This window comes from Verrucomicrobiia bacterium (assembly GCA_036268055.1).
GTDB lineage: Bacteria > Verrucomicrobiota > Verrucomicrobiia > Limisphaerales > Pedosphaeraceae > DATAUW01.
The window spans coordinates 137,355-159,946 of sequence record DATAUW010000041.1; the positions used below are offsets into that span (position 1 = coordinate 137,355).

The window sequence follows — 22,592 nt, forward strand, 5'->3', positions numbered from 1 at the left end:
AAAAAATCAGAGTGCCCTGAGAAAAACGCTTTATCTTACTTGGCGCCGAGGATCGCGTCCTTGGCCGCCTTCGCCACGCGGAACTTCACCACGCGCTTGGCGGGGATGTTGATGGATTCGCCGGTCGCAGGATTGCGGCCGATGCGCGCCTTGCGGTTCACGAGCACCAATTTGCCCAAACCAGGGAGAGTGAAAGTGTTCTTGGCATTCTTATACGCCAGCTCGGCGATTGAATCGAGGATTTCGGCCGCCTGCTTCTTGCTGAGAGAATTCTTCTCGGCGATCGCAGCGGCGACTTGGGACTTGGACAATGCTTTTGCCATAGTGTGTTTTTTAGTTGTAGTTATGTTTAATAAAGTCGTTTGACTTGGCCGTATCTAAAGCCGTTCACGACGGTGGCGCAAGTAGAAAATTATAATATTTATTGGAATTATTGAGGTTTTTTCACACCGCTGGCAAAGCTCAGGCTTGACATCAACCCGCTTTTTAACACCATCCCAACATGGCTTTGTTCACCATCGAGAGTGACTTCAGATACGATATCGTCCGCAAAATTTTTGAAGGCGGCATGGGCATCGTTTACGAAGCCGAGCAGCACGGCGCGCGCAATTTCGTCAAGCGCATCGCCATCAAGGTCGTCCGCCAAAACTACGCCGACCAAAAATCCTTCATAGACAATTTCATCGGCGAAGCAAAACTCGTCGCCGACTTGATCCACACCAACATCGTCCAGACCTACCATCTCGGTGAAGTCCGCGGCATGTTTTTTATCGCAATGGAACTCATTCGCGGCGTCAACCTCGAACAATTCGCGCAACAGCTCACTGACAAGAAACGCCCCCTGCCGCCCGAACTCGCGGTCTTTATCACGAGCCGCATCGCGCGCGGACTCTCCTACGCGCATGCCAAGACCGACAAAGACGGCCGCCCATTGGGCATCGTCCATCGCGACGTAAGCTTCAAGAATATCATGATCGCCTTCGAGGGCGACGTGAAACTCACCGACTTCGGCATCGCCAAGGCGCGCGGCTTTTTACAGGACAACGAAGGCGAAGTCGTCGCCGGCAAGGCGGATTTCATGAGCCCGGAACAGGCGGATTTCAAAATCACCGACAAACGCTCCGACATCTTTTCAACCGGCGTCGTACTCGCGAACCTGCTGCTCGGCTACAATATCTTCAAAGGCGCCAACGCCGAGGAATCGCGCAACCGCATCATGACCCAGGCGATCCCCAATTTCTGCCAGTTGGACAAACGCATTGATGAGCCCCTCAACGAAATTTTGCAGCGCGCCCTTTCGCGCGATGTGGAGATGCGTTACGCTACGTGCGATGAGTTGCTCTATAAGCTCGAACATTATATTTATCATCAGGGATACGGCCCGACCAACGAGACGCTCGGAAAATTTATTCGCGAACTTTTTGGCCAGACGGTCCCAACCACTGCGAAACAAGTTCAAAGCGGTGGCACAACCGTCACGAAACATCCGGCGGCCAAATAATTTCGCGGATTACTCTGCCATCGCCTAAAAATTGGCGCTATGAAACGTCCTTCCTCCTCGATTGTAAATCTTGGCTTGCTCCAGACTTCGTGCTCGGCTGATCCCGCCGCGAACCTGAAGAAGGCCCTCGCTTTCGCTGAGCGCGCTGCGAAACAAGGCGCGCAAATCATCTGCACTCAGGAACTGTTTCGGTCGCAATATTTCTGCCAGTCGGAAGACCACAAATATTTTCAACTCGCCGAATCCATTCCCGGCCCCAGCACCGCGGCATTTCAAAAGCTCGCAAAGAAACATTCCGTCGTGATCATCGCGTCGTTGTTCGAGAAGCGCGCCGCTGGTCTTTATCACAACACAGCCGCGATCATTGACGCCGATGGCTCGCTGCTGGGCATCTATCGCAAGATGCACATTCCCGATGATCCGTTGTTCTACGAAAAATTTTATTTCACTCCCGGCGACCTTGGTTTTCGCGCGTGGAAAACCCGTTACGGAAAAATCGGCGTGTTGATCTGCTGGGACCAATGGTATCCCGAAGGCGCACGGCTCACGGCGATGCAGGGCGCGGAAATTTTGTTTTACCCCACCGCGATCGGCTGGCATCCCGGCGAGAAAGCGGAGTACGGCGTCAATCAACATGGCGCATGGGAACTCATTCAACGCAGCCACGCCGTCGCCAACGGCTGCTACGTCGCGGTGACTAATCGCATCGGCACCGAAAAACCGATTGGCGGGGACGGCCTTGAATTTTGGGGACAAAGTTTTGTCGCGGGAACCTCCGGCCAACTGCTCGCCAAAGCCAGCGTGGATAAAGAGGAAACGCTGATCGTCCCGATTGACCTTTCCAAAGTGGATGTCACCCGCACGCATTGGCCCTTTCTCCGCGACCGCCGCATTGATGCCTATGACGGTCTCACCCGGCGCTTGATTGATTGACGCCTGCCGCGCCGCTATGCGCACCACCTGGATCACCGGCGCTCAAGGCCTCATCGGAAATTATCTCGTGCAGTCGGCCGCTCAGTTTGCTCCCGGCGAACACGTCATCGGACTGACTCGCGCGCAAGTTGACCTCACCGACTTCTCTGCCGTTCGCGAATTGTTTCGCAAACAAAAACCGCAACAAATCATTCATTGCGCCGCGCTCAGCCAAAGCCCCGCATGTCAGGCAAACCCAGCCCTCGCGCGAAAAGTAAATGTGGAAGCCACCGCGCTTCTCGCCGAACTCGCCGCCGCCATCCCCTTGATTTTTTTCTCCACCGATTTGGTTTTTGATGGCCGCCTTGGAAATTACACCGAGTCCGCTACGGTAAATCCTCTAAGCATTTATGCTGAAACCAAAGTTGCCGCCGAAAAAATCGTGCTCACGAATCCGCGTCACAGCGTGATTCGCACTTCCCTCAATGGCGGAATCTCGCCCGGCGGCAACCGCGGCTTCAACGAAGAATTGCGCCGTGCCTGGAAAGACGGACGCACCTTGCGGCTCTTCGACGACGAATATCGTTCGCCGATTCCAGCGGTCGCGACCGCCAGAGCCGTGTGGGAATTCGCGGCGCAAGATCAACCCGGGCTCTACCACGTCGCAGGCTGCGCTCGCCTTTCGCGCTGGCAAATCGGCCAACTCATCGCCGCGCGCTGGCCGCAACTGAACCCAAAGATCGAAGCCGCGTCCTTGAAGGAATATTCCGGCGCGCCCCGTCCCCCCGATTCCTCACTAAATTGCTCAAAGATTCAAAAATTATTGAGTTTTCCCCTGCCGGGACTTGATGAATGGCTAGCCGCTCATCCGCAGGAAATTTTTTAGCCAATTCAAAATTCACTATAACTGTTTGGCGCGAAAGAAAGCTTTTTGGTATCCCGCTGGAAAAAGAAAATTCGTCGGCGACGAGCCCATGATATTCGTCGAAAGCGAAACCCAATTATTGTTGTTCGTCGAGACTTGCAGCACGTAGGTCTGTCCCATCTGGCCATTGAGAGTCACGCTGATATTGCCATCTTCGCGTACGGGACCGGCCGCTAACGCAAAAGACTTCGCCGCCGCCAAAATAAAAAGCGTGACGCTTTGGCCGGGGACCACCGTCGTTAATTTGCCGCCGCTGTAGGCAGCATCGTTCAAGCGCGCGATGGTGTTGCTCGAATTAAGCTGCCACACTTGCGCCAAACCGGTGCCCGTAAAATTCGTGACCGCTAGCGTCATCGGCGTGATGCCGGATAAATATTTGCTGATCACTATGACCGTCAATGCTCCATCACTCGCGCGCTCGGCGGCAAAGGCCGCGACATTATCTGGATTCGGCCCGCTGGCGGAAACACTCGTATCTCCAAACGTGGATTTTGCGCCGTCATAATTGCGATACATTTTAACCGCGAGGTAAGTCGGAGTGCCGGCATCGGGAGTCGTCCAGCGCGTCGCGAGATCGAGGCTTTGCCGTCCGAAAATTCCCAGCAAATCTGCCTGCGCCGTCGCTCCATTCATATACGGCTCGGCGCCCCAATTATATTCAGTGATGCCGATTTTCGTGCCCGGATAATAATTAGTCACCCAGCCTTGCATCCGCGGAATCAGATCAATGACGCTGTTGATATAACTGGGGTCCACATAATTGCTGTCCCAGAATTGGCGCGTCGTGCTGTTGCGCAACAACTGAGTCGCCGCGTCCACCGCCGTCTGCGAACTCACGCTGCCTTCCTGCGGATAACAATGCAAAGTGAAATAATCCAGCAGGCGCACGCCCGTGGCGACATCATGCTGATGCAACTGATTCAGCAGCCACGGCATGTAATCCCATCCGCCATTGGTTTTGCGATCAGGATAATCCGCCGAGTTGTAATCATTGTGCGCGCCCGACCATTGTTGATCGTAACCGCTGTAAAGATAACCATTCCAACCCCATTCTTCCGGCCCCAACACCAGCGCATTTGAGTCCACGCTTTTCACCATCGTCGCGTAATTGGTGAAGTCGTGAAAAATTTCCTGCATCGTCGTGCCAATGGGATGAATGTCGCGATGCGTCGAAAACCACAGCGTGTGCTCATTGTCCATGAGGTAATAACCCACGCCGCCGTTCGTGGACAACCCCCACTTGTTCGTCAAATGTTGCAGCCAGCTTTTCTCAAAATTCACATCCACCGCCACGTTCGCGTCGGTGGGATTATTCCACGTGATAAGCCGGCTGTTCGTCACGCTGATGCCATTGCCCGCGTCCGGCAGATATTGGTCGGTGCTCGTCTGCGGCCCATATTTGGCCACCGAATAACTTCCCAGCTTCCCGCGCCCTGGCCCAAGTATCGGCGCCCAGCCAATCATCGGAACCGTGATCAGCGGCTTCGCGCCCGCTGCTTTGGTCGAACTGATGAAACTGTCGTCAGCCGCTCCCGGCGTGCCCGATGAAGAATCTTCGATGCTCTCGAAATAATAATCATTGGCGTGATTGTGAGCATCAATCTGCCAGTTGTAACGCGTCTCGGCATTGCCACCGGAACGGTTGATGGGAACATTCAAATCCGCAACTTGCGCCTGCGATGCGAATGCCACGCCGTAAATCAATGGACTGATCGGATGCCGATTCGCATTCGCGTCCACCATAATATTTGCGGTCGCATTCGTCGGCATTTCGAAATTCGTATTTGCCAGAAGCGTGATGTCGTCCACATAAAAAATCGGCTGCGCTGACGCCGATTGGCTTTGAATCCAAAACCCGTCCATGTTGGGCGCATCAGAAACTCCCAATGCGCTGAGCGGTACGCTGACAAAGTTCCACTTTCCGGCAGTCAGCGATGGAATTTGATAAAAGCTGGTCTGGGACGTGCCGCTCAAAGTGCCGTTGACTTGCAACGCTTGAGCGCCACCCGTCGCGGGATAAATCCAAAACGTCAGATTGGTATAAAGGTCCGCGCTGAAAGCTGTGTGATGCAGATAAAGCGCCTGATACGCGCCGCAGTTGACACTGATGGAATCGGCTCCGGTATGTATTTGATTCGTCGCGCTGAGATTCACCGTCGCCCAGGAATAGTCCGACCAGCCGTTTTGCAACGAATCTATAAAAACCGTTTGATCGCTCACCTGCGCGAACCCGCCGCGCGCATCTCCAAGCAGAAATGCGATGGCGCATGCAAAAACATAAAAACCGCGACTGGCTTTCATCCTCTTTCACTATCACACAAAATGCCCGTTCGCAAAGATTCAGCCTCCCATTCGTGTCCTCAAAACTGACGATACTCCCTCGCCTCTTTTCTGTTGCGAATTCCCTGCTAAGCTCGCCGCGTGACCGAAGTTCCTGTATCTCAACCCGCGCGCTATCGCGGCAGGCTCGCGCCTTCGCCGACCGGTTTTCTGCATCTCGGCCACGCGCGCACATTCTGGACCGCGCAACAACGCGCCCGCGAACAGGATGGCACGCTCATTCTTCGCAACGAAGATTTGGATACCACGCGCTCCCGGCCTGAGTTCGTCACGGCGATGCTCGAAGATTTGCGCTGGTTTGGTTTTGAATGGAGCGAAGGCCCGGACTGCGGTGGTCCATTCGCACCTTACTCTCAAAGCGAGCGAATGGATTTTTACCGTACCGCATTTGAAAAATTACGCGGCGGAAATTTCATCTATCCCTGCACTTGTTCGCGGAAAGACCTCCAATCATCCGCCTCCGCGCCCCACGCTGCCGATGATGAACTCATTTATCCCGGCACTTGCCGTCCGCCGCACGAGTCGCCGACAAACGGCCAAAAAATTTCCTGGCGTTTTCTCGTGCCCGATGGCGAAACCATTTCCTTCACCGATCAATATTTCGGCGCGCAACAATTTGTCGCCGGACGCGACTTTGGCGACTTCGTCGTGTGGCGGCCCGACGGCATCCCCGCATATCAACTGGCCGTCGTGGTTGACGATGCCGCCATGCGTATCACCGAAGTTGTCCGCGGTGCCGACCTTTTACTCTCCACCGCGCGGCAAATTCTTCTCTACCGCGCGCTCAGTCTGGCGCTGCCGCAATTTTATCATTGCCCATTGCTGACTGACGAACAAGGCACGCGATTGGCGAAACGTCACGGCGCGCTCAGCTTGCAAAATTTGCGTGCACAAGGTTTATCGCCCGAAACGATTCGTGAACGCTTTTTCAAACGCGCCTCAGTCCAGTAAATGTTTGCTGCCGATTGCCGATCAAACGAATTCATTAACAAAAGTTAATGATTTGGCCCGCTTTTTCATATTTCGCAATTACCCATGGCATTTCGCAATGAATTTTAACTGCTAGGTGAGACAATTTGCCCCAAAACTAGTCTAAAATCGCGCGAAACCAATTTGGCAGACTAATAGCTACCTATACTTTGCTATGAAAATTACATCTATCGCATTCGGCGAGGGAAAGAGCATCCCGGATAAATTTTCTAAATATGGGGCGAACCGGATTCCGCCTTTGCACATCGAAGGCATCCCCCGGCAGGCGCGCAGTCTCGCGCTGATCATGGACGACCCCGACGCGCCCAATGGAACTTTCACCCACTGGCTCGTCGCCAATATTGCGCCCGAAACAACGGACATTGAGGAAAACACCGAGCCTTCGGGCATCGTGCAAGGCATCAATGACTACGGCAAAAACAGCTACGGCGGCCCGAAACCGCCGTCCGGAACGCACCGGTATTTTTTCAAATTTTACGCGCTCGATACCGTGCTTGAACTTGCCGAAGGCTTTTCGCGTGTGGAACTGGAACGGCAAATTAACAAACATTGCATCGAATCCGGCACCTTAATGGCCATGTACACCCACAGCGGCGACTAAACCGTGTTGGCTCTATCTCCTTGCGGGAAACTTAAACAGCAGATAGGTGTTGTCTTGCTGTGGATAAAGGCCCGCCGGGATATAAAAACAAAATACGCACTTATTGTGGAATCGCCCTCGCGGTTTTCATTTTTGCCGCGTTTTCTGTATTCCTCTTTCACGGGTCGCATTCATCGAAAATGGAATGGCTGAATCCCGCCTCCCTGGAAAAAAAGCCAAACCGGGTGTGGACAAAAATCAAGCGCAGCGTTTCGGTCGTCGCCGCACCCCTGGTACAACGCTGGCGCAATTCACGCCCCCAAGTCCAAATTGCGGCCAGCATTTTCTGCATCTCAAATTCAACCCCTGAGACGATTGATCTTGGCCCGCCGGTTTCGACGAATGACACGGGACTGCGCGCCTGGATTATCCCGTCCACAAATACTCTTACCGTCGAAAAACATATTGAAGGCCGTAATTTTTCAACCAGCAGTCAAATGACGATGTCTTCCCTCAGCGGCGGGGAAGCAAAATTATTAACCATTGGAAATTTCAATCAAGGCCCCGGACTGGTATCCCTTGTTGCTTTCGATTTTTCACCAACGGTCTTCGCGGATTCCGTCAGGTTCACCATGGAAACCACCATCACCGAATCCACCAACGTCTCAGGTCGCTCAACCGTGATTGATACAAACCTAACTCTCGCCTTGCGCGCTACAATTCCTGATCACACGTCCCTGCTCATTGACGCCGGACCTCCCAAACCGCCCGCCACCGATCATTTTTGGTTCATCATTTCCATGCTTCCCCCAGACGCCAAAGGCCAGCCTCTAAAGCGCTAAAAATCACGTTCGTTTGCGCAAAGAAAAAGCCGGGCAATAACGCCCGGCTTTATATGAAACCGCTAATCAAACTCGCTCGCTTACATGTGCGAAATAATATTCTCGCCGAATTCCGAGCACTTGATTTCCTTGCCGCCGTCCATCATGCGCGCGAAATCGTAAGTCACGCGCTTTGAACCGATGGCCCCATTGAGCCCCTTGATGATCAAGTCAGCCACTTCCGTCCAGCCGAGATAACGGAACATCATTTCGCCGCTCAACACGACGCTGCCCGGATTGACCCGGTCCAGATTCGCATACTTCGGCGCCGTGCCATGCGTCGCCTCAAAAATCGCATGCCCCGTAACATAATTGATGTTGCCGCCCGGCGCGATGCCAATGCCCCCGACCTGCGCCGCGAGCGCATCCGAAAGATAATCCCCGTTCAAGTTCAACGTCGCGATGACATCAAAATCCTCAGGCCGCGTCAGCACCTGCTGTAACGCGATGTCCGCGATGGCGTCCTTGATCAGGATCGCGCCGCCCTTGAGCGCCGCCTTCTGCTCGTCATTCGCCGCCGCCTCGCCCTTTTCCTTCTTGGTCTTTTCCCACTTCGCCCAGGTGTAAACCTTGTCGCCGAAAACGCGTTCCGCCGCCGAGTAACCCCAATCACGAAATGCCCCCTCGGTATATTTCATGATGTTACCCTTGTGAACAATCGTCACGCTCTTGCGCTTCTCGCGCAACGCATACTCAATCGCCGATTTGATCAGCCGAATCGTCCCGACATTCGAGACCGGCTTGATGCCCAGCCCGACTTGAATCGGAATGTGCGACGCATCATGATCCGGCGCCGCGAGCTTCATGTAACCGGCAATCGCTTCCTTCGTCCCGAAACGGATCTTCGCGAAATCCTTCGGAAAATTTTGCGCGAGGAAATCCAAAATCTTTTGCGCCTCGGGCGTGCCACCCGCGTATTCGATGCCTGCATAAATATCCTCCGTGTTTTCACGGAAGATGATCATATCCACTTTTTCGGGATGCTTCACCGGCGAAGGCACACCGGCAAAATATTGCACCGGCCGCAGGCAAACATACAAATCCAGCATCTGCCGCAACGCCACATTGAGCGAGCGGATGCCCCCGCCCACCGGCGTGGTCAACGGCCCCTTGATGCCGACGAGAAACTCCTTGAACGCCTCAACCGTTTCGTCCGGCAGCCAATTATCGAATTTATTCTTGGCCGTCTCACCAGCAAAAACCTCGAACCAAGCGACTTTGCGTTTGCCGCCATAAGCCTTTTCCACCGCCGCGTCAAACACGCGCTCGCTCGCAGCCCAGATGTCCGGGCCCGTACCATCACCGCGAATAAAAGGCAGGATGGGATTGTTAGGTACGTTTAATTTTCCGTTGCTGATCGAAATTTTCCCGCCAGCGGGCGGAGTAATATCTTTGTATGCCATGTTGTTTAAATTTTCTGTTGCGCGCGTGATTACGCCATCTCCGCCAGTTTCCGCGCCGCCACGGGAGCCTCGGCCAAAACCGTCTTCACTTGCGCCACGGTATTCGCGGCCGTCAAGCCGTGCTTCTCGCGCAGATACTCCACGGTCGTCGCATGCTCAATGAATTTATCCGGCCAGCCGATGCGAACCACCTGCGCCGTGATTTGTTTCTCACTGAACAATTCGAGCACGCTGCTGCCGTAACCGCCCGGCAAAACGTGATCTTCCAGCGTCACGACCACATCCGCCGCGCGCCCGTAAAATTCCGTCGTGCCCGCGTCAATCGGCTTCGTGAAACGCGGATTGATGATCGCCACGTCACAGCCTTGCGCGCTCAATTCCTTCGCCGCCTGCTTCGCCACGCTCAACATATTGCCGAGGCCGAACAGCGCGACTTTGCGCCCGCCGTTTTGCGAAAAGTTCTGGATCACTTCCGCGCGTCCGATGTCGAGAATCTTCGGCTGGTCCTTGATCGGCACGCCTTCCGCCGCGCCGCGGGGATAACGGATGAACGTCGGCTGTTTCAGATGCGTCGCCGTGAACATCATGTCCTGCAATTCGTCTTCGTCCTTCGGCGCCATGCAAACAATGTTCGGCACGCAGCGCAGATAGGAAATATCGAACAGGCCGTGATGCGTCGGGCCGTCCTGCGGCGAAAGTCCCGCGCGATCCATGCAGAAAATCACCGGCAGATTTTGCAACGCGACATCGTGAATGATGCAATCATACGAGCGTTGCAGGAACGTCGAGTAAATCGCCACGACCGGATGAAATCCCATCGTCGCCATGCCCGCCGCGAACAATACCGCGTGCTCTTCGGCAATGCCCACATCATAATATCTTTGCGGCATCGCTTTTTCGAGCGCCTTAAGGCCGGTGCCGCTGGGCATCGCCGCCGTGATGCCCACGACATGATTGTCCTTCTGGCAAAGCTTCACCATCGTCGAGCCAAACACATCCTGCCAGGCCGGAGCCGTGCCGGGTTTCGGCGAAGGCGAAGCGCCGGTCTGAACGTCGTACGGCCCGGTGCCGTGAAATTTCTCCGGCTGCTCGATCGCCACGTCGTAGCCCTTGCCCTTCTTCGTGAGCACATGCAACACGACCGGCTGCTCGCAAGCCTTCGCGAATTCAAGCGAGTTGATCAGCAGCGGCAAATCATGGCCGTCAATCGGCCCGAGATAGCGCAAGCCCATTTCTTCAAAAATCAAACTGCTGCCGAAACCGCCGCGGCCGTCCGACTCCGGGCTGCTCGGATTATGTTCCAGCGTCACTTCATTCATCGCGCCCTTGAACGCCTCCTCCGCCTTATGGCCGAGCTTCAGGGCGATGTCGCCCTTCGGCATCTTGCGCATGAACCGCTCGAAATCTTTTTGCAAACGATTGTAGCGCGGGTTCGTGATCAGCTTGTTCAGGTAACTCGCAATCGCCCCGACGTTCTTCGCGATGCTCCATTCGTTGTCGTTGAGGATGCCGATGAACTTCTTCGTCGTGTGGCTGATGTTGTTGAGGGCTTCAAACGAGATGCCGTTCGTCAACGCCGCGTCGCCGAAAATCGCGACGACATTTTCGTCCGTCTTGAGTTGGTCGCGCGCTGCCGCCATGCCGAGCGCCGCCGACAACGCCGTGCCCGCGTGGCCCGCGCCGTAGCAATCATGGATGCTCTCGCTGCGCAGCGAAAAACCATTCAAGCCGTTAGTCGTGCGAATCGTGTGAAAGCGGTCTTTGCGGCCCGTCAAAAGTTTGTGCACATAACTCTGGTGGCTGACGTCCCAGACAAATTTGTCCTTGGGCGTGTTGAAGACAGCGTGAAGCGCGATGGTCAATTCCACCACGCCCAGATTCGGCCCCAGGTGGCCGCCGTTCTTCGAGAGCTTGGTGATCAGTTCGTGCCGGATTTCTTCCGCGAGCGAAAGTAATTGCGGTTGCGTCAATTTTTTGACATGCGCCGGTTCGTCCACCATATCGAGGTATCTGCTCATAGTTGTTATTGTTCGTCTTCAACGAGATCGGGTGAGAGCGGCTTCAACACCGTCTGCCCCGCGTTGTTCTTTTCCAGCTTCTGTATCTTCAACTCTGCATCCGCCAGTTTGGCCTGGCATAGTTTTGCCAGCGTCGTCCCTTCTTCGAAACGCGCCAGCAATGTCTCCAGCGGCAATTCCTCGGACTCCATCGTTTCTACGATGGTTTCCAATCGCTGCAAGGCCTCTTCAAACGGCACGTTCTCCGTTTTGGCCTCTGCGCCTCTGACTGCCTTCGACATATTTACGTACCTTAAAGGAGAACCCGCCGGTCGTAAAGTACTGACTCGCCTTCCATAACCCGGCGACCATCCAACCCTGGACCACAGGCAAGGCGGAGGCACCGCTCCACTGAGGCAAGCCAGTCTGCTGCCGGCCCATAAATTTTTCCTGCCCTTACGCGCACTTATCCGCACTTACGCGCATCTACGGGCTTTTTGAGCTTGCTGAGCTTGTTACTATCCCCATTTGTCCTATTGCAGTTGTCCCAAAGAACTGCCCCCACCATGACACATTCTCCAAACACAATCCACCCTTCCATAGGATACAAATTTAAAGACATTTGTAATACGTATGCGTAATTTATTTTCTAAACTTTTTGCATTCTCGCAACCCACTTCCCATTTACATTTTGTCACGCCGCTGTCATTGTCTTTCGCGAACAATCAAAAAATTTCGACGACCAAATAACTCGTGGACAAACATTTCTTCCGCGCCAACACCACCCCGGCCATCGCCTCGCCCGGCGCTCGTCTTCGCGCCGCGCTGGCCGCCGAGCAACCCCTTCAACTCGCCGGGGTCATCAATGCCTACGCCGCCATCCTTGCCGAAAAATCTGGCTTTCGCGCGCTTTACCTGTCCGGCTCCGGCGTCGCCGTTTCTTCGTACGGCCTGCCCGACCTCGGCGTGACCACGCTTTCCGATGTACTCATTGATGTCAAACGCATCACCGCCACCACCACCCTCCCCCTCCTCGTGGATGCCGACACCGGCTGGGATGACCCGCGCGGAACCGTCCGCAAAATGATCAAGGCCGGCGCCGCTGGAATTCATCTCGAAGACCAGGTGCCCGCCAAACGCTGCGGCCATCGCCCCAACAAGCAAATCGTCACGGCGAAAGAAATGGTCGGCCGCATCAAAGCCGCCGTGAAAGGGAAAACCGACCGCAATTTCGTCATCATGGCCCGCACCGATGCCGTCGCCGGTGAAGGTCTCGCCGCGGGCATCAAACGCGCCTGCCAATATCGCGACGCTGGCGCCGATATGATTTTTGCCGAAGCCTTGGGCGGTCTCGATCAATATCGCCAATTCGTCAAAGCCGTTCGCGTGCCCGTCCTCGCGAACATCACCGAATTCGGCAAGACCCCGCTTTACACCGTCGAAGAACTTCGCTCCGCGGGCATCGCGCTCGCCCTTTATCCATTGTCAGCCTTTCGCGCCATGAGTGCGGCTGCGTTGAACGTCTATAAAACCATCCGCGCCGAAGGCACGCAAAAGGCGGTCCTGCCTGCGATGCAAACGCGCGCCGACCTCTACGAATTTTTGAATTACCACGCCTACGAACAACGCATGGACGAACTGTTCAAAAAGAAAAAAAGAAAGAGCTAATATGAGCGCAGAGAAAAAAACCGGCGGCCTCGCCGGCATCACCGCGGGCGAAACCGCCATTTGCACCGTCGGCAAGGAAGGTCTTGGCCTCACCTACCGCGGCTATTCCATTAACGACCTTGCCGAACAATCCACCTTTGAAGAAGTCGCATATCTTTTGATTCACGGACAACTTCCCACGCGCGAGGAACTCGCCGCCTACCAAAAAAAACTCGCAAGCCTTCGCGGTCTGCCCGCGCCGCTCAAAACCGTCCTCGAGCAACTCCCCGCGCATACGCACCCGATGGATGTCCTGCGCACCGGCTGTTCCACGCTTGGCTGCCTCGAACCCGAAGGTCCCGGCCGCGACCAATATTATATAGCCGACCGCCTGCTCGCCGCGTTCCCTTCGATGCTCCTTTACTGGCATCACTTCGCCAAAAACGGCCAGCGCATCGAAACGCAGACCAGCGACCCAAACATCGCCTCGCATTTCCTCCATCTGCTGCAAGGCAAACCCGCGAGCGATCTCCACAATCGCGCGATGGATTGTTCACTCATCCTCTACGCCGAACACGAATTCAACGCCTCGACCTTCGCTACGCGCGTCACGACTTCCACCCTGGCCGACTTTTATTCCGCCATCACGTCCGGCATCGGCACTCTACGCGGCGCGCTTCACGGCGGGGCGAACGAGGAAGCCATGGCCCTCGTCGAGCGATTCAAAACTCCCGACCAGGCAGAAACCGGCCTCATGGCGAGTCTCGAGAAAAAAGAACTCATCATGGGCTTCGGCCACCGCGTCTATCGCACCTCCGACCCACGCTCCGCGTCTATCAAGGCGTGGTCACAAAAACTTGCCACCACGCCCGCCGATCGCGAACTCCTCGCCATCTTCGAGCGCATCGAGTCCGTCATGTGGCGCGAGAAAAAACTTTTCCCCAACCTCGATTTCTACAGCGCTGCCGCCTATCATTTCTGCGGCATCCCGACCAACCTGTTTACCCCGATCTTCGTCATCGCCCGCACCTCCGGCTGGTCCGCGCACATCATGGAACAACGCGCCCGCAACCGCCTCATCCGCCCCACCGCCGAATACACCGGCCCCGCCCCGCGCGCGTTCGTGCCGATTGACAAACGATAACCACGCGCGACCGTAATTCAAAATGGGGAGGGCGAGCGTCAACGCGAGCCGTAATATTATTTTGGCAAAATTCATTTCATATCGGAAAAATAAGACGCCGTTGACTTCTTCACTTCCGGTACAATCCTCTTTTATCGTTGCCCTTCCGTAAAACCATCGCCAAAGTTTTCCTAATATTTTTTTGATTAATGAGTGCCTATATAAGTAACAACCGTCCCGCCCCCGACGAACTCCTCGTTCAAATCGCCGACTACGCCGCGAATTACAAAATCAAAAGCACCGAAGCCTACGACACCGCCCGCTATTGTCTCATGGACACCCTCGGCTGCGGTCTCCTCGCGCTGCACTATCCCGCCTGCACGCGCTTGCTCGGGCCGGTCGTGTTGGGAACCGTCGTGCCGAATGGCGCGCGCGTTCCGGGCACGCGCTTTGAACTCGATCCCATCGCCGCCGCGTGGAACATCGGTTGCATCATCCGCTGGCTCGATTTCAACGACACCTGGCTCGCCGCCGAATGGGGCCATCCCTCGGACAATCTCGGCGCCATTCTCGCCATCACCGATTTCCTGAGCCGCCGCCACGCCGCTGAAGGCAAAAAGCCCTTCACCATCCGTGACATCCTTACCGCGATGATCAAGGCCCACGAAATTCAAGGCGTGCTCGCGCTGGAAAACAGTTTCAACCGCGTCGGACTCGATCATGTGCTCCTCGTTCGCATCGCTTCAACCGCCGTCGCCACGCAACTGCTCGGCGGCACACGCGAACAAATCATCAACGCCGTTTCCAATGCCTGGGTGGACGGCGGCGCCTTGCGCACCTACCGTCACGCGCCCAACACCGGCTCGCGCAAATCCTGGGCCGCCGGCGACGCCACCAGCCGCGCCGTGCAACACGCTTTCATGGCGCTCAAAGGCGAAATGGGTTATCCCTCCGCGCTCTCCGCGAAGACCTGGGGCTTCAGCGACGTCCTTTTCAAAGGCAAACCCATCAAGCTCGCGCGCCCCTTCGCCTCCTATGTCATGGAGCATGTGCTCTTCAAGATTTCGTTCCCCGCCGAGTTCCACGCGCAAACCGCCGTCGAGGCCGCGATCAAATTGCATCCGCAAATCAAAGACCGCCTCGACGAAATCGAATCCATCGCCCTCACCACCCACGAGTCCGCGCTCCGCATCATTGACAAGACCGGCCCGCTCCATAATCCCGCCGACCGCGATCACTGCCTGCAATACATGGTCGCCATCGGTTTGCTTTTCGGAAAACTCGACGCGGATCACTACGAAGATGCCACCGCCAAAGACCCGCGCGTGGACGCCTTGCGCTCAAAAATGAAAACGCAGGAAGACGTCCGTTACAGCCGCGAATATTTGGAAGCCGACAAACGCTCCATCGCCAACGCCGTGCAAATCTTTTTCAAGGACGGCTCCCACACCGACAAAATCGAAGTCGAATATCCCGTGGGCCACCGCCGCCGCCGCGCCGAAGGCATTCCGCTGCTGATGAAAAAATACAAATCCAGCCTCGCCTCGCGCCTGCCCGCCCATCGCGTCGAAAACATTCTCAACCTCTGCAACGACCCCGCGAAATTCGAATCCCTGCCCGTCCACGAATTCATGGAACACTTCGTGATCTAAAATCTCGCGGACAATCCGCCCGAAAACACAGATTGGCTTCAAACCACTTATCGAAAAATGCAAAGCGGTAAATAAGTGCAAAGCGCTTCGGCGATTTTGAAGATTTGTTCGATACAGATTGTTGTCATAAGTATCCAACGCTATCTCCTTATTTACTATTTAACTCAGTGCAAAAATCACCCATCACTTCTCATTAACCCCCAACTTCAGTTGGGGGAAACCGCTTCAGCGGTTTCCTCCGAGCGCCTTCCAAACGACCTCCACTTGACATCTCTCCCGCACTGGCGAACGCTGCTAAATACATTTATGAAAACAAATCTCGCAGGCAAATGGATCCTCATCACCGGCGCATCGAGTGGTTTCGGTGCCGCCGCCGCGCGCGCGTTCGGCGCTGAAGGCGCAAAACTTCTCTTGGGCGCGCGGCGCGTTGGCCGTTTGAAAACTGTCGCCGCCGAAGCCCTCAAAGCGGGCGCTGCCGAAGCCCATTTTCACGCGCTCGACGTCGCCAAAACTTCCAGCGTCGAAAAATTCACCGCCTGGTCGAAAAAACAAATTGTCCGCAACGCCAAATCCGCTCCCGCCATTGACGTCCTCATCAATAACGCCGGTGGCGCGCACGGCCTCGACCCTGTCGCCATCGCCAAGGACGCCGATTGGGAAGCGATGTTCGAGAGCAATGTCCTCGGCATCCTGCGCATGACCCGCGCCGTGCTGCCGTTGATGGTTCACAACCCGGGCAGTTCTATCCTCAACGTCGGCTCCTACGCCGCGCGCGTCGCTTACGAAGGCGGAGCCGCTTATTGCGCCGCGAAAGCCGGTGAACTTCAAATTTCCCGCGCATTGCGCCTTGAATTATCCGGCACCGGCGTGCGCGTGAGTTCGATTGATCCCGGTCTCGCCAAAACCGAATTCGCAAACGTGCGTTTCAAAGGTGATGAAGAACGCGCGCGCAAACTTTACGAAGGCACTCATCCCCTCGTCGCCGAAGACATTGCCGAAATCATGGTCTGGGTCGCCAGCCGCCCCGCCCACGTGAACATTGACGAAATGCTCATCAAACCCACCGACCAGGCCGCGATGCACAAAGTCTATCGCCGAAAAACCTAACCTTGGCGGCGCCGTCCCTTTATTTCCCCGCCGTAACCATCGGAAAATTATCCGTGCGAAACGGCGTCGCCGGCAACCCATCGCGATTCCACAAATTCACCACCGGACAATCCGCCCATCCATAACGCACCGCGACCGGATGCGCCACCTCCGGCGAACTCACAATCACTTTGTCTTTTCCATCAATAACTGCGTTCGCCCAAACGAATTTGTGGTCCTCACCACAAATCGCGAACCCTTTCAGTTCCCCATCGCGCGTTTCCAATCCATGCCCCGCGCTTGTGAAACTCACGATGGCCTTGTCTCCCCGCACCTTTAGCTTCTGGTAAATCGGCCCCGAATAAACGATTCGTTCGCCATACGCAATTCCCTGCGCCGCCAGCGCCAGCCGATCACCGACCGGTTCTTTCTTCGTCGGATGAATATTATCCGGGTTGCCGACATCGGTGATGACCACCTCGCCCACCTTCGGCAAAATTTGAGTCGAATAAAGTTGCGCCTCGCGCAATTCCGCCCAGGCACTCTCCGCAGGCTCGTTTTTAATCCGCTGAAACGGCGCCAGCTGCACCAGCAGAAATGGAAAATTGCCCTCACGCCAATCCGCGCGCCAGTTGCGGATCATGTCGGGAAACAAAGTCCGGTATTGTTCCGCGCGACCGGCATTCGCCTCGCCCTGATACCACAACGCCCCGCGAATCGTATAGTTCGTCAGCGGCGCGATCATGCCGTTGTAAAGCTCCGCCGGTTTCCACGGCTGGCCCGGGGGCCGCTTTTCAAATGTGACCTGATTCTTTTCCGCCTCGGCCTTCTCAGTTTTATATTTTGCCAGGGCCACTTCGTACCGTTTTCCTTGCGGCGTATAAGTATCCAAAATCTCCTTCTTATAACGCGGATTATTCTCCAACATATCCTGCCGCATCCAAACTTCCGCCGGCGAACCACCCCAGTAAGTTCCGATCAATCCCACCGGCACTTTTCGCGCCCTCTGCAAATCCCGCCCGAAATAATAGGCGACCGCGCTGAACCATTGCGCCGAATTCGGACTGCAAACCTGCCACGAACCTTTGACATCATTCGTCGGCTCATCCAGCCGGCTCTTGGCCACCAGGAAAAGCCGGATCTGCGTGTTCGTCGCGGCGATAATATCGTTCGTGACTTCATAGGAATTCCTCAACGCGAATTCCATATTCGATTGGCCGCTGCAAACCCAAACCTCTCCCACCACCACGTCGTCGAACTGAATCGAATTCTTGCCCGCGACCGTCAACACGCCCGGACCGCCCGCCTTCATCTTTTTCAGCGATACCATCCACTTCCCATCCTTCGCGACCGTTGTCGCTTTCTGCCCGCGAAACGTCACCGTCACCTTCTCGCCGTCATCCGCCCAGCCCCAGATATTGACCCTTTCACCCGCCTGCAAAACCATGTGATCGCCAAAGATCGCCGGCATTCGCACCTCCGCGCGCGCGAGCGTTGCCGTCAAAATTCCAATCGCCAGGCACAGCCAGGCCTTCAAGGACTTTTTATTTTGGATCATGCCTCAGGGTTGCATAAAAAAATTTGTCTGCCAATCAAATCCCTTTGTTCGCCCGCCAAAGCATCACCGCCCCGGCCGTCTGGAAAATAAAATTCGGCAGCCACATGATCAAGTATGGCGCAAACTCCGCGTGCGTTTGCAGCGATTGGCCAAGAATCAAAAAACTGTAATAAACCAGTACCAACAATAGCGCCATTGCGATGCCAATATTCGTCTCCCGCCGATGTGCGCGAATCCCCAGTGGAATCCCCACCAGCGTAAATCCAAAACACGCGAACGCGCTCGCCACTTGCCGATGAATTTGCACGCGCACTGGCATCGTGACATCCTGCCGCATCTGTTCCAATTCATGTTTCTGTTTGCGCAGCGAATCCACATCGCGATTCGTCACCGTACCGATGCTGAACCGCTGTTCCAGCTCGCGCAACTCCGCTTGCAGTTGCTCAAACGTCATGTCACTGACACGAATATCGTTGTTCTTATTGGTTGAACCGATGTTCATGGTCATCGTGACTTTTCCCGGTTCGCCCGGACTCCAGACATTATTCAGCAACTGAAGATAATGCGGATTAAGCAGGTTCACGATGATTTGCTGGTTGGTCGTCTCGACCGTGCCGCGCTCCGCCTTGATCGTCATGTCGGTGTTGCCATTCGTATTCGCGCGGGAGACATAGACATCCTCAAGATGTTGCCCGTCGTTGCGTCCGATGAAAAACATGTAAGGCGGAAAATCCTTTACGTAGCGTCCTTCCGGCAGGATTGCGGACGTCACCTTCAATCCCATGTCGCGCAGCAAAGTCTTATAAGCAATGCGGCATTCCGGCGCGATCTCCATGTTGATCCACGCGCTCAACCCGCACAACAGCAAGCTCAATATAAGTATCGGCGTGACCAGCGCCACGAGGCTGATGCCACTCGAGCGCACCGCCGTCAATTCCTGGTCCGCGCTGAATCGCCCGAACACTAGTAACGCCGCCGTCAACATCCCCATCGGCAGCGCGAACACCAGCACGAACGGAATCAACAGCACAATCGCCTCGCCCACACCCGCGAGCGTGGCCTGCCGATTGATCAGCAGCGCCATGATTTCCTTCAAGACATTGCCGAGCAGCAACACGAACGTGAACACCACCACCGTCATCAACAGCGTGGCCATGACCTGTCGCAAAAGATACCAATGCAACGTCTTCATGTGCTGAACATACCCGCGTGAACACTCGTGTGGAAGTGCGGAGTGCGGAACGCGAAATGCGGAAATTTTCCGGAGGCGATGACTGTGATTAATGTCATCGCGCCAAGTCCCGCAGGGACGGCAGATCTTAGCCCAGCAATTTATTGCTGGGTTGAATTCGCTTCAAACCAAGTCCCATCGGGACGAAAGAAATTCCCGAGATGAAAGCGCGGGTGAGACGCCCATCGTAATTAACGCGGGCGCGAAGTTTTTACCCGCGCAAAGACTTCCACGGTTCTTCGTCAAAAACATCCACCGTCGCGGGACCTTCGCTTTGCGCCGGCGAAAGAATGGCGAGAAAATCTAAAGTGTCCGGCCCGATATTATAAGTGCCGTGAACGATATCCGCCGCCAGATACACAGAATCACCCGGCTTGAGGATGCGCTTTTCCTTATCCACCCATTGCTCCGCCGTGCCCGACAAAATGTAGAGAATCTCCTCCATGCGCGGGTGCCGATGAAATTTGTGCGCCTGTCCCGGCGGCATTTGGACCCGCACCATCAGCAGATTCGTGTCCTTCACCAGGTCGGGACGGCAATGCCAAAGATGCGCGCCACGATCCAGTTTCTCCACCACGGTTTCCTGCGACGAAACAAATTTCCACACCGGATTCGGATTCATAATCAGATTTAACGGCCAGAAAATTAATCGAACACTTGCGGAAAGTAAATTCTCCTGAATCGAAAACCCCTATTGGAACCCACTCATTTCCCCGAGCGGTTTGGCTCCTCGTCTTTCACCGGCTTGACCAATCCCCGCCGCTCCAACTCCTGCCTCCGCGCGTGAGCTTCCCTATAGCGAAGCCCAACAAAGAGCACCGCCAGCGCCACCCCGATCATCAATACGATCAAAAATGCCATAGGCATCAAACCGAAGAGATACGATTATTTTGAGTCGAGAGCGCATTCCTGTATAAATCTAGGATGCCCCAAAATCTGAAATTGTTCCACACAAATTCAGCGCAGTCTGACCGCCTCTTAAAGCACCACGCACAGTCGGAAGGGCGCCTCTTGACACTACCCCGAGATAAAGCTCTGCCAACGCCACCTTGCCATTCGGAGGCAGTGCGCGGATGCGCCCCGACCACCCCTTAAAGCACCACGCACAGTCGAAACCCACGCACTTCTCATTAACCCCACGCTTCAGCGCGGGGATTCCGCCGTTCCTCAACCATCACTATATAGAGCGAAGCGAGTCTCGCCCCAGGGCGAGCTACCGCCTTGCCCCTGCACCTGATACCTCTCGAAAACACCCTTATCAAAAAACCCTCTCCTTCAAATTCATAACCTACCGCCGTTTTAACAAAACGCCTCCGCTTCTGAATCCGTGCTCAATCGGTGTTCCATCCGTGGCCAAAATTCCTCTCCACATTTTCCATTGGTCAGCCTTGCTCTGGTTAGGTAATTTCCCCTGCGCCGTTTGAACTCACGACTCACGCACAGTTGCGATTCCGAGCGGCGCCGAACGAAAGTTGATTAACAATGGAACAGTCCGCGATTCCTGGTTTTAGATTTGTCCCGCGCACCGGCGTCATTTATGTGATGCACGAAGCCGCGCAATTTGGCTTTCATTACGACGATCCCCAATGGGCCAATCTCGGCCAGGGCTCGCCCGAAACCGGCGCACTGCCCGATGCCCCCGCGCGCCTCCAAACGCTCACCATCCCCGCGAACACGCTACAATATTCTCCCGTCGCCGGGCATCGCGACTTGCGCCAGGCCGTCGCCGACTTTTACAACACCACTTTTCGCCAGGGCAAAAAATCCCTCTACACCTGCGATAACGTCAGCATCGCCAGTGGCGGACGCCTTGCGCTCACCCGCCTCGCCAGCGCGCTTGGCAATATCAACATGGGCCACTTCATCCCCGACTACACCGCGTATGAAGAATTGCTCAGCGTCTTTCGCGCCTTCACGCCGATTCCCATTTTGCTCGATGCCGAGTCCGGTTACAAAATTCCGCTCGCCACGTTAAAAAAAGAAATTCTTGGCCGCGGTTTAAGCGCGCTGCTCGTGAGCAATCCCAGCAATCCGACCGGCCAATTAATTGAAGCGGAAGAATTGCGCGCCTGGTGCGGCCTCGCGCGCGAGTGCCAATGCTCCTTCATCATTGACGAATTTTATTCGCATTATCTTTATCATCGCACCGCCGAAAAATCACACATGGTTTCCGCCGCCGCGTATGTCGAGGATGTCGAAACCGACCCGGTCATCATCGTGGATGGATTGACAAAAAATTGGCGCTATCCCGGCCTGCGCATCAGTTGGACGCTTGGGCCGAAAATCGTGATCGAAGCCATTGCCAGCGCGGGCTCATTCCTCGACGGCGGCGCAAACCATCCGTTCCAGGGCATCGCCGCCTCGCTGCTCGACCCGAAATTGGCCGAGCAGGAAACCGCCGCCATCCAAAAACATTTTTCGGTCAAACGCGATTTCATGCTCGCGCGCCTCAAAGCGATGGGCATCACCGTCGAAGCCGAACCCGCCGGCGCATTCTACGTCTGGGCAAACCTTTCCAACCTCCCCAAACCGCTCAACGACGGCATGACTTTCTTCCGCGAAGCGCTCAAAGAAAAAATCATCATCGTGCCCGGCGTTTTCTTCGACGTAAACCCTGGCAACCGCCGCATGCACGGACGCTACACAAATTATTGCCGCATCAGCTTCGGCCCCGAAATGAAGCGTCTGGAAACCGGCATCACCGGCCTCGAACGAGTCATCGCCAAGTTTCGTAAGTAAGAGACTCAATTTTTGGTTGCCGGTAGA

Annotated in this window: 19 protein-coding genes; 11 read left to right on the top strand and 8 right to left on the bottom strand. The window is 55.4% G+C overall.

Going from position 1 to position 22,592, the window contains the following annotated elements; genetic code table 11:
* Positions 1-35 precede the first annotated feature (35 nt).
* On the bottom strand, positions 36-323 hold the full coding sequence (locus tag VH413_20290; protein ID HEX3801042.1) for an HU family DNA-binding protein: 288 nt from the start codon (positions 321-323) through the stop codon (positions 36-38).
* 179 nt (positions 324-502) lie between these two features.
* Here VH413_20290 and VH413_20295 point away from each other — a divergent pair, with 179 nt between their 5' ends.
* The 3 genes from VH413_20295 to VH413_20305 are packed head-to-tail and all read left to right on the top strand — an operon-like array spanning position 503 to position 3,299.
* A complete protein-coding gene (locus tag VH413_20295) occupies positions 503-1,501 on the top strand; it encodes a serine/threonine-protein kinase (GenBank protein ID HEX3801043.1) in 999 nt (332 codons plus the stop codon).
* A gap of 39 nt (positions 1,502-1,540) precedes the next feature.
* Positions 1,541-2,434 carry a carbon-nitrogen hydrolase gene (locus VH413_20300; protein HEX3801044.1) on the top strand — a complete coding sequence of 298 codons (894 nt, stop codon included), beginning with the start codon at positions 1,541-1,543 and terminating at the stop codon, positions 2,432-2,434.
* A gap of 16 nt (positions 2,435-2,450) precedes the next feature.
* On the top strand, positions 2,451-3,299 hold the full coding sequence (locus VH413_20305) for an NAD(P)-dependent oxidoreductase (GenBank protein ID HEX3801045.1): 849 nt from the start codon (positions 2,451-2,453) through the stop codon (positions 3,297-3,299).
* 15 nt (positions 3,300-3,314) lie between these two features.
* Here the strand turns inward: VH413_20305 and VH413_20310 are convergent, their stop codons facing one another.
* Entirely contained in the window at positions 3,315-5,639 is a 2,325-nt protein-coding gene (locus VH413_20310) for a glycoside hydrolase family 44 protein (protein ID HEX3801046.1), read from the bottom strand.
* Between the two features lie 120 nt (positions 5,640-5,759).
* Here VH413_20310 and gluQRS point away from each other — a divergent pair, with 120 nt between their 5' ends.
* The 3 genes from gluQRS (at position 5,760) to VH413_20325 (ending at position 8,090) form a co-directional block, all read left to right on the top strand.
* Entirely contained in the window at positions 5,760-6,629 is an 870-nt protein-coding gene (gene gluQRS / locus VH413_20315) for a tRNA glutamyl-Q(34) synthetase GluQRS (protein ID HEX3801047.1), read from the top strand.
* 193 nt (positions 6,630-6,822) lie between these two features.
* On the top strand, positions 6,823-7,269 hold the full coding sequence (locus tag VH413_20320; GenBank protein HEX3801048.1) for a YbhB/YbcL family Raf kinase inhibitor-like protein: 447 nt from the start codon (positions 6,823-6,825) through the stop codon (positions 7,267-7,269).
* 179 nt (positions 7,270-7,448) lie between these two features.
* Positions 7,449-8,090 carry a hypothetical protein gene (locus VH413_20325; protein ID HEX3801049.1) on the top strand — a complete coding sequence of 214 codons (642 nt, stop codon included), beginning with the start codon at positions 7,449-7,451 and terminating at the stop codon, positions 8,088-8,090.
* A gap of 80 nt (positions 8,091-8,170) precedes the next feature.
* On the opposite strand, the gene icd is transcribed toward VH413_20325, so the two are convergent.
* From icd to xseB, 3 genes are read right to left on the bottom strand one after another with little or no spacing between them, the layout of a single operon-like run.
* Positions 8,171-9,532 (bottom strand): isocitrate dehydrogenase (NADP(+)), encoded by a 1,362-nt coding sequence (icd, locus tag VH413_20330; GenBank protein HEX3801050.1) that lies wholly within the window; start codon positions 9,530-9,532, stop codon positions 8,171-8,173.
* 29 nt (positions 9,533-9,561) lie between these two features.
* Entirely contained in the window at positions 9,562-11,550 is a 1,989-nt protein-coding gene (gene dxs / locus VH413_20335) for a 1-deoxy-D-xylulose-5-phosphate synthase (protein HEX3801051.1), read from the bottom strand.
* A 5-nt stretch (positions 11,551-11,555) separates the two neighbouring features.
* On the bottom strand, positions 11,556-11,831 hold the full coding sequence (xseB, locus tag VH413_20340; GenBank protein HEX3801052.1) for an exodeoxyribonuclease VII small subunit: 276 nt from the start codon (positions 11,829-11,831) through the stop codon (positions 11,556-11,558).
* Between the two features lie 451 nt (positions 11,832-12,282).
* Here xseB and prpB point away from each other — a divergent pair, with 451 nt between their 5' ends.
* The 4 genes from prpB to VH413_20360 all read left to right on the top strand — a co-directional run bounded on the left by prpB (position 12,283) and on the right by VH413_20360 (position 17,058).
* Complete coding sequence (gene prpB, locus VH413_20345) at positions 12,283-13,197, top strand: methylisocitrate lyase (GenBank protein HEX3801053.1); 915 nt, start codon at positions 12,283-12,285, stop codon at positions 13,195-13,197.
* 1 nt (position 13,198) lies between these two features.
* Positions 13,199-14,320 carry a 2-methylcitrate synthase gene (prpC, locus tag VH413_20350; GenBank protein HEX3801054.1) on the top strand — a complete coding sequence of 374 codons (1,122 nt, stop codon included), beginning with the start codon at positions 13,199-13,201 and terminating at the stop codon, positions 14,318-14,320.
* Between the two features lie 188 nt (positions 14,321-14,508).
* On the top strand, positions 14,509-15,951 hold the full coding sequence (locus VH413_20355) for a bifunctional 2-methylcitrate dehydratase/aconitate hydratase (GenBank protein HEX3801055.1): 1,443 nt from the start codon (positions 14,509-14,511) through the stop codon (positions 15,949-15,951).
* A 306-nt stretch (positions 15,952-16,257) separates the two neighbouring features.
* On the top strand, positions 16,258-17,058 hold the full coding sequence (locus VH413_20360) for an SDR family NAD(P)-dependent oxidoreductase (GenBank protein ID HEX3801056.1): 801 nt from the start codon (positions 16,258-16,260) through the stop codon (positions 17,056-17,058).
* Positions 17,059-17,077: 19 nt separating this feature from the next.
* Here the strand turns inward: VH413_20360 and VH413_20365 are convergent, their stop codons facing one another.
* From VH413_20365 to VH413_20375, 3 genes are all read right to left on the bottom strand, one after another.
* Entirely contained in the window at positions 17,078-18,595 is a 1,518-nt protein-coding gene (locus VH413_20365; GenBank protein ID HEX3801057.1) for a sialate O-acetylesterase, read from the bottom strand.
* Between the two features lie 34 nt (positions 18,596-18,629).
* Positions 18,630-19,787 carry an LptF/LptG family permease gene (locus tag VH413_20370; protein HEX3801058.1) on the bottom strand — a complete coding sequence of 386 codons (1,158 nt, stop codon included), beginning with the start codon at positions 19,785-19,787 and terminating at the stop codon, positions 18,630-18,632.
* Between the two features lie 250 nt (positions 19,788-20,037).
* Positions 20,038-20,448, bottom strand: a complete 411-nt coding sequence (locus tag VH413_20375; protein HEX3801059.1) for a cupin domain-containing protein — start codon at positions 20,446-20,448, stop codon at positions 20,038-20,040.
* Between the two features lie 860 nt (positions 20,449-21,308).
* Between VH413_20375 and VH413_20380 the strand changes: the two genes are divergently transcribed.
* Positions 21,309-22,565 carry a pyridoxal phosphate-dependent aminotransferase gene (locus tag VH413_20380; GenBank protein HEX3801060.1) on the top strand — a complete coding sequence of 419 codons (1,257 nt, stop codon included), beginning with the start codon at positions 21,309-21,311 and terminating at the stop codon, positions 22,563-22,565.
* Positions 22,566-22,592: the final 27 nt, after the last annotated feature.